The organism is Bacillus carboniphilus (assembly GCF_039522365.1).
GTDB classification, from domain to species: Bacteria; Bacillota; Bacilli; order Bacillales; family JC228; genus Bacillus_BF; species Bacillus_BF carboniphilus.
Genome location: NZ_BAAADJ010000006.1, coordinates 98,561 through 116,461, shown reverse-complemented (window position 1 = coordinate 116,461; position 17,901 = coordinate 98,561). Strand labels below are relative to the sequence as shown.

General features: G+C 42.5%; 18 protein-coding genes. 17 read left to right on the top strand and 1 reads right to left on the bottom strand.

Translation table 11 applies throughout. From position 1 onward, the window contains the following. Positions 1-12 precede the first annotated feature (12 nt). The 7 genes from ABDZ91_RS04115 to ABDZ91_RS04085 all read left to right on the top strand — a co-directional run bounded on the left by ABDZ91_RS04115 (position 13) and on the right by ABDZ91_RS04085 (position 8,879). Positions 13-582, top strand: a complete 570-nt coding sequence (locus ABDZ91_RS04115; RefSeq protein ID WP_343796618.1) for a TIGR01440 family protein — start codon at positions 13-15, stop codon at positions 580-582. 130 nt (positions 583-712) lie between these two features. Beyond that, on the top strand, positions 713-1,915 hold the full coding sequence (locus ABDZ91_RS04110) for an MFS transporter (protein WP_343796616.1): 1,203 nt from the start codon (positions 713-715) through the stop codon (positions 1,913-1,915). A gap of 356 nt (positions 1,916-2,271) precedes the next feature. Beyond that, a complete protein-coding gene (locus ABDZ91_RS04105; protein WP_343796615.1) occupies positions 2,272-2,706 on the top strand; it encodes an NUDIX hydrolase in 435 nt (144 codons plus the stop codon). Between the two features lie 123 nt (positions 2,707-2,829). Beyond that, the gene (glyA, locus tag ABDZ91_RS04100) at positions 2,830-4,074 is read left to right on the top strand and encodes a serine hydroxymethyltransferase (RefSeq protein ID WP_343796613.1); all 1,245 of its coding nucleotides are present in this window, start codon (positions 2,830-2,832) and stop codon (positions 4,072-4,074) included. A 455-nt stretch (positions 4,075-4,529) separates the two neighbouring features. Then, complete coding sequence (gene upp, locus ABDZ91_RS04095) at positions 4,530-5,159, top strand: uracil phosphoribosyltransferase (protein ID WP_343796612.1); 630 nt, start codon at positions 4,530-4,532, stop codon at positions 5,157-5,159. 30 nt (positions 5,160-5,189) lie between these two features. Next, a complete protein-coding gene (gene wecB / locus ABDZ91_RS04090; protein WP_343796611.1) occupies positions 5,190-6,335 on the top strand; it encodes a non-hydrolyzing UDP-N-acetylglucosamine 2-epimerase in 1,146 nt (381 codons plus the stop codon). A 129-nt stretch (positions 6,336-6,464) separates the two neighbouring features. After that, positions 6,465-8,879, top strand: coding sequence for a S8 family serine peptidase (locus tag ABDZ91_RS04085; protein WP_343796610.1), 2,415 nt, complete (start codon positions 6,465-6,467; stop codon positions 8,877-8,879). 415 nt (positions 8,880-9,294) lie between these two features. Here the strand turns inward: ABDZ91_RS04085 and ABDZ91_RS04080 are convergent, their stop codons facing one another. Next, positions 9,295-10,218 (bottom strand): GNAT family N-acetyltransferase, encoded by a 924-nt coding sequence (locus ABDZ91_RS04080; RefSeq protein WP_343796608.1) that lies wholly within the window; start codon positions 10,216-10,218, stop codon positions 9,295-9,297. Positions 10,219-10,479: 261 nt separating this feature from the next. On the opposite strand from ABDZ91_RS04080, the gene ABDZ91_RS04075 reads away from it, so the two are divergent. The 10 genes from ABDZ91_RS04075 (at position 10,480) to ABDZ91_RS04030 (ending at position 17,702) form a co-directional block, all read left to right on the top strand. Further along, a complete protein-coding gene (locus ABDZ91_RS04075; RefSeq protein WP_343796607.1) occupies positions 10,480-10,701 on the top strand; it encodes an AtpZ/AtpI family protein in 222 nt (73 codons plus the stop codon). A 5-nt stretch (positions 10,702-10,706) separates the two neighbouring features. After that, positions 10,707-11,096, top strand: a complete 390-nt coding sequence (locus tag ABDZ91_RS04070; protein ID WP_343796606.1) for an ATP synthase subunit I — start codon at positions 10,707-10,709, stop codon at positions 11,094-11,096. Positions 11,097-11,101: 5 nt separating this feature from the next. Then, complete coding sequence (atpB, locus tag ABDZ91_RS04065) at positions 11,102-11,824, top strand: F0F1 ATP synthase subunit A (RefSeq protein WP_343796605.1); 723 nt, start codon at positions 11,102-11,104, stop codon at positions 11,822-11,824. Positions 11,825-11,884: 60 nt separating this feature from the next. Further along, positions 11,885-12,088 (top strand): F0F1 ATP synthase subunit C, encoded by a 204-nt coding sequence (gene atpE / locus ABDZ91_RS04060; protein WP_343796604.1) that lies wholly within the window; start codon positions 11,885-11,887, stop codon positions 12,086-12,088. A gap of 196 nt (positions 12,089-12,284) precedes the next feature. Next, positions 12,285-12,800 (top strand): F0F1 ATP synthase subunit B, encoded by a 516-nt coding sequence (gene atpF / locus ABDZ91_RS04055; protein ID WP_343796603.1) that lies wholly within the window; start codon positions 12,285-12,287, stop codon positions 12,798-12,800. Further along, on the top strand, positions 12,797-13,327 hold the full coding sequence (locus ABDZ91_RS04050) for a F0F1 ATP synthase subunit delta (protein WP_343796602.1): 531 nt from the start codon (positions 12,797-12,799) through the stop codon (positions 13,325-13,327). The genes atpF and ABDZ91_RS04050 overlap by 4 nt, the downstream gene beginning before the upstream one ends. Positions 13,328-13,351: 24 nt before the next feature. After that, positions 13,352-14,860 carry a F0F1 ATP synthase subunit alpha gene (atpA, locus tag ABDZ91_RS04045; protein WP_343796601.1) on the top strand — a complete coding sequence of 503 codons (1,509 nt, stop codon included), beginning with the start codon at positions 13,352-13,354 and terminating at the stop codon, positions 14,858-14,860. A 34-nt stretch (positions 14,861-14,894) separates the two neighbouring features. Beyond that, complete coding sequence (locus ABDZ91_RS04040; protein WP_343796600.1) at positions 14,895-15,758, top strand: F0F1 ATP synthase subunit gamma; 864 nt, start codon at positions 14,895-14,897, stop codon at positions 15,756-15,758. Positions 15,759-15,854: 96 nt separating this feature from the next. Then, entirely contained in the window at positions 15,855-17,270 is a 1,416-nt protein-coding gene (atpD, locus tag ABDZ91_RS04035; RefSeq protein ID WP_343796599.1) for a F0F1 ATP synthase subunit beta, read from the top strand. Between the two features lie 24 nt (positions 17,271-17,294). Beyond that, positions 17,295-17,702 carry a F0F1 ATP synthase subunit epsilon gene (locus tag ABDZ91_RS04030; protein ID WP_343796597.1) on the top strand — a complete coding sequence of 136 codons (408 nt, stop codon included), beginning with the start codon at positions 17,295-17,297 and terminating at the stop codon, positions 17,700-17,702. Positions 17,703-17,901: the final 199 nt, after the last annotated feature.

Genomic DNA, 17,901 nt, shown 5'->3' with positions numbered 1-17,901 from the left:
TGTGATGAAACAATGGATTGGCTAAAACAAGCTCAGCTAGACTGGAAGCAAATTCTCCAAGAATTCGAGTCGCAGGTTTCGTTGAACCAAAAGAAAATCCTGGTCATCGGCTGTAGCACCAGCGAAATTGCGGGTGAACGAATTGGAACAGCGGGAACGGATCAAGTCGCGGAAATGATTTTCCAAGAGTTAAAGGAACTTCAGGGACGGACTGGGGTTCACCTGTCATTTCAATGCTGTGAACACCTAAACCGTGCGCTTGTAGTCGAAGAAGCAACAGCGGAAAAATACGGCTTAGAGCCCGTAACGGTCATCCCTGTTCGAAAAGCGGGAGGCGCCATGGCCACTTTCGCATATAAACATTTCCAAAAGCCGGTTGTAGTCGAATCGCTTCAAGCGCATGCTGGTATAGATATTGGTGACACGTTTATCGGTATGCATTTAAAAGCAGTGGCTGTACCGATTCGAGTCAGTAAGAAGGAAGTGGGACATGCACATGTTACACTTGCTAGTACACGACCGAAGTTGATTGGTGGAGAACGAGCTGTTTATGTGGATTCGCCTGAGAATGAATCGTGTTAAATGAGGGACCTTGTGAAAGAGGTCTCTTTTTTTATTTTCCTAAAAATTAGGGGATTCTTTTTCGAGAGTATTTCAGTATAATAGATAAGAATTTAGTGTCTCGAAGTAAAAAGGGGAAGGACAATTAAATATGTGGAATCGAAATTTTCTCATCATCATCTTAGGGGTAGGGGTTTCCAGCATCGGTTTATGGGTTGGAATCATTGGAAACCTTGAGTTTTTAGCAAGGAATGTAGAGTCCTCATTCCTACAAGCTTTAATCATATTAGCGGGATTCGTGGTTGGTGTTTTTCTTGCTCCGATGGCAGGGCGTGTCATTGACCGCTCGGAAAAAAAGAGAGTGTTAATGATTACGAGTTTTGTCAGAACGGTTGCGATTGGCTTCATGTTCTTAGCGATTGCCTATAACTCGGTAGCCTGGATGGTTGTGTATACTTTTGTGATTGGAATTACGGTCACATTTGCTAATCCAGCGATGCAAACGGTCATTCCAAGAATCGTACCAAAGGAACACTTATTAGCAGCAAATGGTGTCTATATGAATATTTTTACCGGTGCAAGAATTGTAGGGACTGCGCTGGGTGGCGTGATGATTGTCGCCATGTCATTGAATGCACTTTATCTGGTCACGATGATTTCCTATTTCGTTTTATTGATTGCAACTGCTTTTCTTCGAATCGAAGGAGATGTAAAAACGGAAGTAAAAGAGAAGAAGAAGGAAAACTTCGTCTCTACTTTCACAGAACTTTGGCCGGTTATAAAAGGAAAGCCAATGGTTATTAACGGACTTTTACTCATGATTCCATGTTTCTTTTTCCTCGCAGGATTTAACCTGATGGTAATCGAAATCGGAGAAATGCAAGGAAACCCAGGAATTAAAGGAATTTTATATACGGCTGAAGGATTAGCGGTACTAGTGGGAACCTTCATGGCAAAACGATTCTTTAAAGATAAGCAAAATATCAAACCGTTACTATTGATCACCCTGTTTATCTCTTTAACTCAGCTTTCATTATTCTTTGCAGATGTTTCATTCATGCCGGTTGTTTCGTTTGCGATTTTTGGATTAGCGGCAGGTTCGCTATTTCCAATTATCACAACCATTTTCCAAACGGAAATCCCAGAATCGCATCACGGGCGTTTCTTCTCCATTAGAGGAATGGTGGAGAACATCATCTTCCAAATCCTAATGCTCCTAACAGGATTCTTCCTGGATACGATCGGATTCAAGAAAATGGTCATTGTGTTTGGTGTGATCTCACTGTTGTTCCTGATCGGAGTTGCGATTAAGCGAATGGGTGGGGGAGAAAAACAGAAAGTGAAAGTTGCGTAGTGTGGGGCCGCCTTGTGCGGCTTTTTTGTTTTGATTTGAGAGGGACTTTAAAGTGAGGGCGAGTTGTGTCATATAACCGATGAGGATAGTGTCCCATAAGAGAGTGGAAATGTCCCATAAAAGGGTGGAAGTGTCTCACAAGAGAGTAGATATGTCCCATAAATGAAATATAATGTCCCATAAAAAAAGCCAATCCAAACCATGAACTTGCTCCGCCGGAAAGAAAGCGGCCTCCACTGGAAAGTACCAGCCCCCATCACAAAAACCACCACCACTCAAAACTCATCCACCACACCCCAACCCCAAAAAGGTACAATATACATAAACATATCAATAAAAAGAGGAGGCCACCCCCTATGTTTATAGTCAATGTAGAAGCAGCCATACATAAGGACGGACGTTGGTTAATCATTCAAAGAGGGCTAAAAGAAGAGCATGAACCAGGAACTCTTTCACTTGTTGGAGGAAAGGTAGATCAGGAAGGAAATGTGGCAGACGTTCTGGAGCATACGGTCAAAAGAGAAGTAGAGGAAGAATTAGGTATCATTTTAAAAGACAATGTTCGGTATGTTCACGGAGTATCATTTGTGGCTGGGGACTCAGTGCATGTCATCAATATCGTGTTTCTAGGAGAAATTGCCTCAGGCGAACCTTACCGCAAAAGTCCGGACGAAGTCGAAAATATTTATTGGATGACCTCCGAAGAAATCTTGAATCACCAGAAGACGCCACCTTGGTTAAAAGACAGCATTACGAAGGCGGACAAGCTTCTTTTAACCAAAAAACAATAGTACCGAGGTTGAAAAGGTTTACAATCTCCTTGAAGTTTCTTTTTTCAATTGGATAATCATGATACAATAATGACGGAATTGAGAATTATCGTAAAATTGCCATCCTACAAGGGGGAAATATCAATGAGCCACATTAATACTCAAGACAAATTAGTGTTCGAAGCGATGCAGAAAGAGTTAGATCGTCAACGTACGAAGATTGAATTGATTGCCTCTGAAAACTTTGTGTCAGAAGCTGTTATGGAAGCACAAGGTTCCGTTTTAACGAATAAATACGCAGAAGGCTACCCTGGTAGACGTTACTATGGTGGTTGTGAATATGTAGATGTAGTTGAAAATATTGCGAGAGACCGTGCGAAAGAAATTTTTGGTGCGGAGCATGCAAACGTACAGCCTCACTCTGGAGCTCAAGCGAACATGGCGGTTTACTTCACTGTTTTAGAGCCAGGTGACACGGTGCTTGGAATGAACCTTTCTCATGGAGGTCACTTAACGCACGGAAGTCCTGTAAACTTTAGTGGAGTTCAATATAACTTCGTAGAATACGGAGTGGACGAGACATCTCATACTATTAACTATGATGATGTTCTTCAAAAAGCAAAGGAGCATAAGCCAAAGCTAATCGTAGCCGGAGCAAGTGCATATCCAAGAGCGATTGACTTTGCGAAGTTTAGAGAAATTGCAGATGAAGTTGGCGCGTACCTAATGGTTGATATGGCGCACATCGCTGGTTTAGTAGCGACTGGGCTACACCAAAACCCAGTGCCATATGCTGATTTCGTTACAACGACGACTCACAAAACCTTACGTGGTCCACGTGGTGGAATGATTCTTTGTAAGGAAGAATTCGCGAAGAAAATTGATAAGTCTATCTTCCCTGGGATCCAAGGTGGTCCTTTAATGCACGTCATCGCAGCAAAAGCGGTTGCATTTGGAGAAGCATTGACAGATAGCTTTAAGGAATATACTGAAAACATTATCTCAAATGCACAGGCACTTGCGGAAGCTCTTCAAAGTGAAGGTCTTGATCTAGTATCTGGTGGAACAGATAATCATCTTTTACTGTTAGATGTTCGTTCATTAAACCTCACAGGTAAAGTAGCTGAAAAAGTGTTAGATGAAATCGGAATCACGGTTAACAAAAATACGATTCCATTCGATCCAGAAAGCCCATTCGTAACAAGTGGTATCCGTATTGGTACCGCTGCGGTTACATCACGTGGATTTGGAAAAGAAGAAATGAAGGAAATTGCATCCATCATTGCTTTTGTATTAAAAAATCATGAAGATGAAAAGGCTCTTGAAGAAGCAAGCGGTCGTGTAACGGCACTAACTAGCCGCTTTACGCTTTACCCTGAAAGAGGCTAATATAATGGCCCCCCAACTCGTAGATATCACAGCTATGAAGATGGGGGGCTCTTTATGGTGTTTAACGATTTCGTAACAATTTCAATAGATTATTGCCCTCGCAATTTTTTTTCTGTAAAATTGTACGAAGTGTGCAAAATAACAGTTATATGATTTACATAAGTGTCTAGGTGAATAATTGCCTAGCATTAAATACAAAAGGCAATTTTCGTAAAGATTGTTGTTTCTTGCAATCAAAGTTCAACCACAGTTGATTGGAGTGGAAGGTGCTTGACTCCTGTGGGAGGAAGGGACAAGGGAGACCCCGCAGGAGCGCGAGCGACGAGGAGGCTCCCGGACCGCCCACGGAAAGCAAGCACCTGCAACGGAAATCAACGGCCTTTGTAATTGAGTCAACTATTGTACAGAAGCAACAAAGTATGTGAAAACAGCGATATAAAAAGGAGAGATTGTTTTTGGCTAAAGTATACGTGTTTGATCACCCGTTAATTCAGCATAAATTAACGTACATAAGAGAAAAAAGCACTGGGACAAAAGAATTTCGTGAGCTTGTAGACGAAGTGGCAACCCTAATGGCTTTTGAAGCAACTAGAGACCTACCTCTTCAAGATGTAGAAATTGATACACCGGTGAGTCGTACAACATCAAAGGTATTAGCAGGGAAAAAGCTTGGAATCATCCCTATTTTACGTGCAGGAATCGGAATGGTTGACGGTATCTTAAAACTAATCCCAGCTGCAAAAGTTGGACACATCGGTTTGTACAGAGACCCAGAAACATTGATGCCAGTAGAATACTATGTAAAACTTCCTTCTGATGTAGAAGAGCGTGATTTTATCGTAGTAGATCCAATGCTAGCAACAGGTGGTTCTGCAGTTGAAGCGATCAACTCCTTGAAAAAACGCGGAGCTAAAAACATGAAGCTCATGTGTTTAATTGCAGCACCTGAAGGGGTAAAAGCGGTGGAAGAAGCACATCCAGATGTGGACATCTACATCGCGGCATTAGATGAGCGTCTAAATGAAAAAGGCTACATCGTACCAGGTTTAGGAGATGCAGGGGATCGCTTATTCGGTACGAAATAAGATCGGATTATTAAAAGGTTGGTGGATAAAATGGATCGTCCAATAAAAGTAATGACCATCTTTGGAACTAGACCCGAAGCAATCAAAATGGCACCACTCGTACTTGAGCTTAAAAAGAGACCCGAGCAATTCGAAACGATTGTGACCGTAACGGCACAACATCGTCAAATGCTTGATCAAGTCTTGAACATCTTTGGAATTGAACCCGATTATGATTTGAACATCATGAAGGACCGTCAAACCCTTATAGATGTAACGACTCGTGGACTTGAAGGGCTAGACAAAGTGATGAAGGAAGCAAAGCCGGACATCGTGTTAGCGCATGGTGATACAACAACGACCTTTATTGCTGGCTTAGCTGCTTTTTATAACCAAATTCCTGTTGGGCACGTGGAAGCGGGGCTACGCACATGGAATAAATATTCTCCATATCCAGAGGAAATGAACCGCCAGCTGACGGGGGTTTTAGCAGATCTGCACTTTTCGCCAACGGATAAATCGGCTGCGAACCTTCGCCAAGAAAATAAAGTGGAAGAGTCTATCTTTATCACGGGGAATACAGCGATTGATGCACTAAAAACGACAGTTAAAGATGATTATCATCACGAAATTTTCGATAAGATTGGTTCAGACCGTTTGGTATTGATGACTGCTCACCGTCGTGAAAATCTAGGTGAAAACATGCGCAGTATGTTCAAAGCAGTGAAGAGAATGGTCGAAAGTCATGATGACGTTCAAGTGGTGTACCCTGTTCACTTAAATCCAGCAGTCCGTGAAGTGGCTGACGAAATTTTAGGGAACGATCCACGCATTCATTTGATTGAACCACTTGACGTAATTGATTTTCATAACTTCCTATCGAGAAGTGAGATCATTTTAACGGATTCAGGTGGAATTCAAGAAGAAGCGCCATCGCTTGGAAAGCCAGTCCTGGTTCTTCGTGACACGACTGAACGTCCAGAGGGTATCGAGGCAGGAACCTTGAAGCTTGCTGGTGTGGATGAAGATACCATTTTCAACCTAGCGCATGAATTGTTAACTGATAAGGCTGAATACGAAAAAATGTCCAAAGCCTCCAACCCATACGGAGATGGACAAGCATCAGCTCGTATTGCAGACGCTATCCGCTATTACTTCAAACAAACAACCGAAAAACCAGACTCGTTTAAAGCATAGAGATATGAGGCCAGGCCCAATTTGGGGTCTGGCTTTTTTTGCGTTGTAAAGCTGTCTTAGTCCATGAAGCATAATCTCAACAAAATTGGTAAGTCTATGTAAAAGTGAACTTTTATAGGAGGCTCATGGATGAAGCGGATCTGGCTCTGTTTGTTAGTCCTCTACCTAGGAGTGGCGCAACCGGCTTTTGGGATTGAGGTTGAGATTCCACCACTTCCAAAAGAAGACTTGAATGAAGAAAAGATAGCAATTGTGGTTTTAGAGGACAAGTGGAACGAGGAGCAAATTCAACAACTGGTACAGCAATATCCTACCCTTGAAATCCGGCATTATTTTACACATGCCTTGAATGGTTTTTCGGTTAAGGGGAAGGTTCATGAATTAAGAAAACTGAATGAAGTGCAAGAAATCACCATGGTTTCAGAGGTGAATCCTTACCATGCAATGGGGGAAGGGAGTATTCCTTACATTGGAGGAGAAGATGTTCGATCTTATTTTGATGCGAAGAATGAACGTCTTACGGGTAAAGGAGTGACCGTTGGTGTGATTGATACAGGTATTGATTATAATCATCCCGATTTAAAAGGGAGCTACAGTGGAGGAAAGGATTTTGTAGATGGTGATTCTGACCCGATGGAAACACATGGTCGACATGAGTTAGACACGGTTCACGGAACGCATGTCGCTGGGATCATTGCGGCGGATGGTAAGTTTCAGGGGGTGGCTCCAGACGCGAACATTATTGCCTATCGTGCATTGGGTCCAGGTGGATATGGTACAACCGAACAAGTCATTGCCGCTATCGAGCAGGCTATTAAAGATAAGGTGGATGTGCTTAATCTCTCGCTGGGGAGTAGTGTGAACGGACCGGATCTTCCCGTCAGTATCGCTCTTAATCAGGCGGTGAAAAATGGAATCGTGGCGGTTACCTCCAATGGAAACACGGGCCCAAGAAGATGGACGGTTGGCTCTCCGGGAACAGCTTCAGAAGCGATTTCGGTGGGGGCGTCTACACCTCCCCTTCGAATCCCTGTCATTACATACGGACTGGAAGATAAAGAAATGACGCTACAACCTCTGATTGGTTCTGAAAAATGGTCGATTGAAAAGACCTATGAGCTAGCGAACGGAGGTATCGGGCAATTAGATGAATTAAAAGATTCATTTGGAAAAATTGCGCTCGTTGAACGGGGGTCACTAACGTTTACAGAAAAAGTGTTAAATGCAGAACAAATGGGAGCTCAAGGGGTCATCATATACAACAATACTGAGGGCTCGTTTATTGGGAACTTAGAAAAACAAGTCAGTATCCCTGTTGCTTCGATTACTAAAAAAGAGGGAGAAGCTTTACTGAGTGAAATGAAAAAAGGCGATCCGATGGTGCACATGGCTTTTAAAGAGGAAGAGGACTTACTCGCTGACTTCAGTTCAAGAGGACCCGTCACGTCCACTTGGGATATAAAGCCGGATGTTGTTGCACCCGGAGTTGCCATCAATAGTACGGTTCCCAAAGGGTATCTTTCCTTACAAGGAACAAGCATGGCAGCACCCCATGTAGCAGGAGCAGCTGCTCTGTTATTGCAAGCACACCCAGATTGGACGCCAGAAGAGGTAAAAGCTGCGCTCATGAACACGTCAAAGGTTTTAACGAACAAAGAAGGTGGGAAGTACCATACCTTTGAACAGGGAGCGGGACGAATTCAACTCCTAGAGGCAGTCCAAACAGAAAGTCTAGTCATGCCGGGTTCATTAGAGCTAGGGAAATACACAGATATGAAAGGTTTGGAGACAAAGTCTGCGCAGCTGAAGGTTAAAAACGTAGGAAAAAATCCAATTAAGTACTCGTTTGCAGTACCTAATCATAGTGAAGTCATTCGCTGGCAGTTGCCTCAATCTTTTGACTTACAGCCAGGTGAGGAAAAAGAAGTAACCGTTACGATGACCCTTTTAGAGGCAAGTGATAAAGAATCCATATATGACGGTTATTTAGAAATGACAGCGGGAAAACAACTCATTACTATTCCCTACCTTTTCGTAGTGAACGAGCCGGATTATCCCAGAGTCATGGGCTTTAACATAGGACCGAGTGATCAAAAGGGTATGTGGAAATACGAAATGTACCTACCCGGTGGCGCGGATGAAATGGGAATTGCCCTGTACAATCCGGATACCCTGCAGTTCCAAGGCTTCCTCGATTGGAAGCGAAACGTACACCATGGAATGGTTAGTAAAGAGCTCGACTTCAAATCCATGCCCAAAGGAGCCTTCAAAGCCATCATCTTCGCTAAAAAAAGCGGACAACAAGACATCCTAGAAATCGACCTCTACATCCCAAAACCAGGTGACCAACGAATCGGTGGGACAGAGGTCGGCGGCGGCTCTGAGGTCCGCCCTCCTGCCGGTGGTGGGACAGAGGGGACAGGAACCCTGTCCCACTCAGGGGTGTTGAGTGCGGAAACTGGTGAGTTGATTTCAGATAAAGGGGATTTAGGTACAGATATCAGTGAAATTAGTTCTGAGAAAGTGTGCCCAGGGCCGGTTTAGGAGTGGGATTTTTGATGAAGAAGACGAAGAATTTCCGATAGGATGGCTCAATTTTCCGATAGCGCGGCCGAAGTTTCCGATAGAAGGCCAAGAATTTCCGATAGCGCGGTCAAAGTTTCCGATAGAAGCTCCGGAATTTCCGATAGCGCGGCCGAAGTTTCCGATAGAATGCGCGGAATTTCCGATAGCGCGTCAAAGTTTCCGATAGAAGCTCCGGAATTTCCGATAGCGTGGCCAAAGTTTCCGATAGAAGCTCCGGATTTTCCGATAGCGCGGCCAAAGTTTCTGATAGAAGGCCCAGAATTTCCGATAGCACAACCAAAGTTTCCGATAGTAACCCACAACCGGCTCTACCATTAACAAAAATCCTGCTACCAAACAACAAAAGGGCGCTCCCACACAGAGCGCCCTTTCCTTATCCCTCACGCAAATACGTTAACAACATCTTCTTCCTCTCAAACCCAACGGCTTCATACAAATTCTGAGCACCTTTTAAGTCCTCATTCACACACAAGGTGACCAGCCCGGTAAACCCTCGCTCAACAAAGAACCATTCCAACGCCTTCCCAAGAAGCTCCCGACCAATCCCTTGTTTTCGATAATCTGCATGAACGCCAACAAATTCAACGCTACCGTCTTGCATCAGAGGATCTGCCTCAATATAAACATATCCAATCAATGTACCCTGCTCACTATAATGAACAAACAACTGCTGGTTTTCATCGACTCGCTCTAAAATCTCATTACCATCATAGTACGTACGCGGAAATACAGCATTATGTAACGCTACAAATACCTCCTTATCCTCATCCGCCAACAACGTCAACTTATGCCCTTTGGATTCATAATCACGGATTTCATATATAAGTTCATTTCCTTTGAACGAAAATCCATGTCGCCCGGCAAACCTCAACAACGAAACGTTTTCTTCATGAAAAAACAACTGGTAACGATAACCCTCACCGATTACATTCAGCGCTTCCTCCCAAAGTCTCGTAAACACAACATCTGACACAGATTCACTAAATGGGCCCATCACTTCAACCCATTTTCGCTCAGAATCTACATCTAATACCAATACTCCTAATAATGGGCGCATATCAAAGCCCTCATCCGCACCCTCCAAAACAACCTCTGCCACTTCTATTGCATCAAGACTACCCGTCGCAATGAATATTAAACTCTCTTCATCTTCTAAAATCTCTTTTAAAACATCCTCTATATCAGACGGGTCAGTCCCAAAGTAACCGATATGATTTTCCATCGCTCCATTAAGAGTGGCGATATATTTACCTATGACCTCAATATTCGCACCTGAAATTCTTCTGCAAACTTTCATAAAAAATGTCCTTTCAACGCTATGACTTTTTACAATTTTAGCATTTTTTTACAATCCGATGGAACCCTAAAAAAATATGAGCAAATTGTGAACATCATGTTAGAATCATTTTAGTTTTTTACTATAACAATTGACATTGACAAACCCCTATTGTATGCTATTCAAGGGTGTAGAATGGTAGGGTTTTCAGAATGACTTTTATTCTACATTACTTAAAAAGTTTTACCACCGTAAATACTCCATTTTATTGAGGTCTTGTCCATGAAAAAGAAAGACCACCATCCATTTCGCGCAATGGCCCTTATGTCTGCTATCACTTCCCAATTAGTCGGTTGTATCCTAGTCGGAGTTTTTGGAGGAAGATGGCTTGACGGAGCAATTGGTACTGAGCCGTTGTTTCTCATTTTAGGACTACTTACAGGGTTAGGTGCTGGAATTTTCGGTATGCTTCAACTGATTCGCCATTTCAATGCAGGAGATTAGTGTACATGAATGACCTTCAAACCATTTTCCAAAGGGGAACAAAATACATATTGTTTTTACTCTCCTTATATGTGGTTGGCTGGGGATTCACAGACTACCAAACCGTTTTTGCGGGGTTGATTTTAGGGACAACCCTAAGTCTATTCAATTTCTGGATTTTGGTAAGAAAGACTCGACTCTTTGGTGAAGCAGTGGCTCAAGGTCAAGGAACGAAAGGATTAGGAATGGTTTCGAGATTGGCTACAGCAATTTTAGCTGTTCTCCTAACAGTTCGATTCCCGGAGATTTTTGATCTAATTAGTGTGGTAATCGGATTAATGACATATTACATTGTCATTATGATAGATATACTTCTTCAATTTGTGCTCAAAAGAAACAACGGGGAAGAGAGGTGAAATTCATGGAGCATGAAGCACCGATACACGAGCTTGAACTATTTGGTCTGATCATACCGTTCAATCTCTCAAACATCTTAATGATCACAGTGTCATCCGTCATTGTATTTTTACTAGCAGTACTTTGTACAAGAACACTAGCCATGAAGCCAACTGGTGTTCAGAACTTTATTGAATGGGTAGTAGATTTTGTTAGAGGAATCATTAAAAGTAATATGGATTGGCATGAAGGTGCCCGATTCCATATCCTTGGATTAACGTTGATCATGTACATTTTCGTGTCCAATATGCTGGGATTACCTTTTGCAATCACAGTTAATCACGAATTATGGTGGAAATCACCGACAGCAGATCCAGTGATTACGTTAACTCTATCAGCAATGATTATCATTCTAACAAACGTTTATGCAGTCAAACTTAATGGTTTCAAAAAGTATGGAAAAGGTTTCTTTGAACCAATTCCAGTCATGTTCCCATTTAAAGTAGTCGAGGAGTTTGCCAACACGCTAACGCTTGGTCTGCGTCTTTACGGGAACATTTATGCAGGTGAAATTTTACTAGGAATGCTTGCGTCAGCAGGTGCAGCTAGTATTTTAGGTGGAGTTTTAAGCTTTATTCCACTATTAGCATGGCAAGGATTTAGTATCTTTGTAGGTGCAATCCAATCATTTATTTTCATAATGTTAACAATGGTTTACATGGCTCACAAAGTTAGCCACGACCATTAATATATTTTTTTAGTAATACAAAATTCTATTTTTTAAACATACTAAGGAGGAAATTTTATAATGGAAGCTATTGCAGCAGCTATCGCAATCGGTTTAGCAGCACTTGGTGCTGGTATTGGTAACGGTCTTATCGTATCTCGTACAGTTGAAGGTATCGCGCGTCAACCAGAGGCTCGTGGTATGTTACAAACTACAATGTTCATCGGGGTTGCTCTTGTAGAGGCGATTCCTATCATCGCGGTTGTTATCGCGTTCTCAGTATAATTAGTAAATTTATTAAATGTTCAAAAATGGCGAAGATCATTCGAATGAGAACCTTCGCCATTCCTTTATGTAATTAGAAAAGCGAAAGACGCCTTCCATGGTGTTTGTGCTAGAAAGTAAACAGAATGTAGAACTATATGTTCTATTTTAGATGATAAAAAGTGTTCTTATAGACTCTGAAGGGAGTGAATGATCCGTGTTACTAGAAGGACTAGCCCTGAATGCTGGCGGTTTTACGTGGGGAGATTCTATCTACCAACTATTTGCATTTTTAGTACTAATGCTCCTATTATCTAAATTTGCTTGGAAACCGTTAATGAAGATCATGAAAGATCGTGAAAATCACATTTCAAATGAAATTGACGCAGCGGAAAATAGCCGTCGCGACGCAAATAAACTTTTAGAAGAGCAACGTGTACTTTTAAAAGAAGCAAGAACTGAAGCTCAGAGCTTAATTGATAATGCTAGAAAGCTTGGGGATGACCAACGTGAAGAAATCATCCAAGCTGCAAAATCTGAAGCTGATCGTATGAAGGAAGCAGCAAAGAGAGAAATCATTCAAGAAAAAGAGCAAGCTGTATCCGCTCTTCGCGAACAAGTTGCTTCACTATCAGTTATGATCGCATCGAAGGTTATCGAAAAGAACTTGTCTGCTGATGAGCAACAAGCGCTTATCAACCAATATATTAAAGAGGCAGGAGAAGAGCGATGAGCACAGTTTCAAAAAGATACGCCCTAGCTCTTTTTCAACTTGCTAAAGAACAAAACCAAGTAGATGTAGTAGGAGAAGAACTTCGTGTGGTAAAGCAAGTCGTTGCTGAAACGCCTGAGTTACTTGCCCTTCTAAATTCTCCAAAGCTTTCACTAGATAGAAAGAAAGCTCTAGTTCAGGAGATTTTCTCTGCTTGTACACCATATGTCCAAAATACTCTTATGCTTTTAGTGGATCGTCATCGTGAAACTGAAATGGCAAATGTGGCTATCGATTACGTTAGCCTAGCAAACGATGAAAAGGGTATTGCAGAAGCAACTGTTCAAAGTGTTCGTCCATTAAAAGACGATGAGAAGGCTGCGATTTCTAGTGTATTCGCACAAAAAGTTGGAAAGAATGCGCTTGAGATTACAAATCAAGTGAACGCTGACCTACTTGGCGGATTAAAGATTAGAATTGGTAACCGTATCTTTGACGGAAGCTTACAAGGAAAACTTGAACGCCTTAAGCGTGAACTTATAAGCTAATAAAAGTAATAAGGGGTGAAATCCGTGAGCATTAAAGCAGAAGAAATCAGTGCGCTGATTAAAAAGCAGATTGAAAACTATCAATCTGAGCTAAAAGTAAGTGATGTAGGTACTGTAATTAAAGTCGGTGACGGTATTGCTCTTGCTCATGGCCTTGATAATGTCATGGCTGGTGAGCTATTGGAATTCTCTAACGGCGTTATGGGTATGGCGCAAAACTTAGAGGAAAACAATGTCGGTATCGTTATCCTTGGACCATACACAGAAATTAAAGAAGGCGACGAAGTACGTCGTACAGGAAGAATCATGGAGGTACCAGTTGGTGAACAACTAATTGGACGTGTAGTAAACTCTCTAGGTCAACCTGTTGATGGACTTGGTCCAATCGAAACAACAAAAACTCGTCCGATTGAAAGTGCAGCTCCAGGGGTTATGGATCGTAAATCCGTTCACGAACCTCTACAAACGGGTATCAAAGCGATTGACGCGCTTGTACCAATCGGCCGTGGTCAACGTGAGTTAATCATCGGTGACCGTCAAACAGGTAAAACATCTGTTGCAATCGATACAATCCTAAACCAAGCGGACCAAGATATGATTTGTATCTATGTCGCTATTGGTCAAAAAGAATCAACAGTTCGTGCAGCTGTTGAAACATTGAGAAAGCACGGAGCTCTTGATTACACAATCGTTGTAACAGCTTCAGCATCTCAACCAGCTCCATTACTATACCTAGCTCCATATGCAGGGGTAACAATGGGTGAAGAATTCATGTACAACGGTAAACACGTACTAGTTGTATATGATGACCTTTCTAAACAAGCATCAGCTTATCGTGAGCTTTCCCTATTACTTCGCCGTCCTCCAGGCCGTGAAGCATTCCCAGGGGATGTATTCTACCTACACTCTCGTCTACTCGAGCGTGCAGCGAAGTTAAGTGATGCTAAAGGTGCAGGTTCTTTAACAGCACTTCCATTCGTTGAAACACAAGCTGGAGATATCTCAGCTTATATCCCAACAAACGTAATTTCCATCACGGATGGGCAAATCTTCTTACAATCTGACCTATTCTTCTCTGGTGTTCGTCCAGCGATCAACGCAGGTCTTTCTGTATCACGTGTAGGTGGATCAGCACAAATCAAGGCGATGAAGAGTGTAGCAGGTACACTTCGTCTAGACTTAGCTTCTTACCGTGAATTAGAATCATTTGCTCAATTCGGTTCTGATTTAGATAAAGCAACTCAAGCAAAACTAAACCGTGGTGCTCGTACAGTTGAAATTCTTAAACAAGACCTTCACAAGCCACTACGTGTAGAAAAGCAAGTAACAAGCCTTTACGCTTTAACAAAAGGGCATTTAGATGACATTCCACTAGCAGATATTCGTCGTTTCGAAGGCGAACTACACAGCTGGATGGATGCCAATAAAGCAGATGTTCTTGAGCAAATTCGTACAACAGGAAAGCTTCCAGAAGGCGATGCTCTAGATGTTGCAATCAAAGAATTCAAGAAAACATTTGCCGTTTCAGAATAATTGGATGGGCACGAGAAAAGGGTGGTGAAACAAAATGGCATCATTGCGCGACATAAAGTCTCGTATTAACTCAACGAAGAAGACGAGTCAGATTACGAAAGCGATGCAAATGGTTTCTGCTTCGAAACTAAATCGTGCAGAAATGAATGCAAAGTCATTCGTTCCTTATATGGAAAAGATTCAAGAAGTCGTTGCGAGTATCGCTCTAGGTAGCAAAGATGCATCACATCCAATGCTTGAAAGCCGTCCTGTGAAAAAGACTGGCTATCTCGTTATTACATCTGACCGTGGTCTAGCTGGAGCATACAATTCCAGTGTGTTAAGAAAGGTCCATCAACAGATTAAAAATCGTCACAAGTCAACAGACGAATACGTGATTATTGCAATCGGTAAAGTTGGACTCAATTTCTTTAAAAAGCTCGGTATGAACGTAGTACAAGATATTACCGGTCTGCCAGACCAACCATCATTTGCGGACATTAAGGAAATAACATCACATGCAGTTGAAATGTTTCAGGAGGAAACAATTGATGAATTGTACCTCTACTACAGTCACTTTGTAAGTGTAATCTCACACGAAGTAACTGAGAAGAAACTTCTTCCACTAACGGATATTTCTTCAGATGCTAGTAAAAAACTAATTTCCTATGAGTTCGAGCCAGATGCAGAAGAGATCTTAAAAGTATTGTTACCACAATACGCAGAGAGCCTCATTTATGGTGCGTTGTTGGACGGAAAAGCTAGTGAGCATGCTTCCCGTATGACAGCAATGAAGAATGCTACGGATAACGCGAAGCAGTTAATCGACTCATTAACATTGCATTATAACCGCGCTCGTCAAGCAGCAATTACGCAAGAGATTACGGAAATTGTTGGTGGAGCAGCGGCGTTAGAATAGAAAGGGAGCGTCATTCTCCCTTAAACAGGAATGAAAAAACGGTGACAAGCTGCGGTGAATACCGCACTTGCACTTTTCGTAATAGGAGGGAAAGTCATGAACAAAGGAAGCGTTCTTCAGGTAATGGGTCCAGTTGTCGACGTTAAATTCGAAAATGGACACCTTCCAGAGATCTATAGTGCGTTAAAAGTTCAATACAAAGCGCAAACAGAATCTGAAAGAGACATTGACTTAACGCTTGAAGTTGCCCTTCACTTAGGAGACGATTCGGTTCGTACAATTGCGATGTCATCTACGGATGGTCTAACTCGTAATATGGAAGTTATCGATACAGGTGGTCCAATTTCAGTTCCTGTAGGTAACGTAACACTTGGACGTGTATTCAACGTTCTTGGTGAACCAATCGACTTAGATGGTGAATTGGCAGAAGGAGCTCGTCGTGATTCCATTCATAGACAAGCACCAACATTTGATCAACTATCTACAGAGGTTGAGATTCTTGAAACTGGTATTAAAGTAATCGACTTACTTGCTCCTTACATCAAGGGTGGTAAGATCGGTCTATTCGGTGGAGCCGGTGTAGGTAAAACCGTACTTATCCAGGAGTTAATCAACAACATCGCACAAGAGCACGGTGGTATCTCCGTATTCGCAGGTGTAGGTGAGCGTACGCGTGAAGGTAACGACCTTTACTACGAAATGAAAGACTCTGGAGTTATCAATAAAACAGCGATGGTATTCGGACAAATGAACGAGCCACCTGGAGCACGTATGCGTGTTGCCCTAACAGGTTTAACAATGGCTGAATCATTCCGTGATGACCAAGGTCAAGACGTACTATTCTTTATCGATAACATCTTCCGTTTCACGCAAGCTGGTTCAGAGGTATCTGCCCTACTAGGTCGTATGCCATCTGCCGTTGGTTACCAACCAACTCTTGCAACTGAAATGGGTCAATTACAAGAACGTATCACATCTACAAATGTAGGTTCTGTAACGTCTATCCAAGCGATCTACGTTCCTGCCGATGACTACACGGATCCGGCACCAGCAACTACATTTGCTCACTTAGATGCGACTACAAACTTAGAGCGTAAACTTTCTGAGATGGGTATCTACCCAGCGGTGGATCCACTAGCGTCTACATCTCGTGCATTAGCACCTGAGTTCGTTGGTGAAGAACACTATAACGTAGCGCGTTCTGTTCAGCAAACGCTACAACGCTACAGAGAGTTACAAGATATCATTGCGATCCTAGGTATGGATGAACTTTCTGACGAAGATAAGCTAACTGTAGCTCGTGCTCGTCGTATCCAGTTCTTCCTATCACAAAACTTCCACGTTGCTGAGCAGTTTACTGGTCAACCAGGTTCTTATGTACCTGTTAAAGAAACAGTAAAAGGCTTCAAGGAAATCCTAGATGGTAAGCATGACGATCTTCCAGAAGATGCATTCCGTCTAGTTGGACGAATTGAAGAAGTAATTGAAAAAGCACAAGCATTGCAAGCCTAATACACTGAGCGAGGAGGATAAATCATGAAGACAGTAAATGTCCATATAGTGACTCCCGACGGTCCGGTGTATGAAGCTGACGTGGAAATGGTCAGTACAAAAGCTAAAAGTGGTGAACTTGGAATCCTACCAGGCCACATCCCTACGGTGGCTCCTTTAGCGATTGGCGTCGTCCGTTTAAAAAAGGGTGCCCAAACTGATTTGGTAGCTGTAAGTGGTGGATTTTTAGAAGTCCGTCCTGACAAGGTAACAGTCCTTGCCCAATCAGCTGAAAAAGCAGACGAGATCGATGTGGAGCGTGCAGAAAAAGCAAAGCAACGTGCGGAAGAAAGACTTCGTCAACAAAACAAAGACGAAATCGACCACACGCGCGCTGAACTAGCTCTAAAACGTGCCATCAATCGAATCAACATAACGCAAAACAAATTTTAATCATCAAACCCCAAGCTATTGCGGCTTGGGGGTTTTTTTGTGGGACAGAGGGGACAGGTTTGCTGTCCCACACTGTGTGTTGGTGCGGATATTGGGGGTAAGTTCTGAAAAAGTGGTGCTGAGTTCTGAAAAAGGATGCCAAGTTCTGAAAAAAGGTTGCGGAGTTCTGAATAAGGAGTGCCGAGTTCTGAAAAAGGGG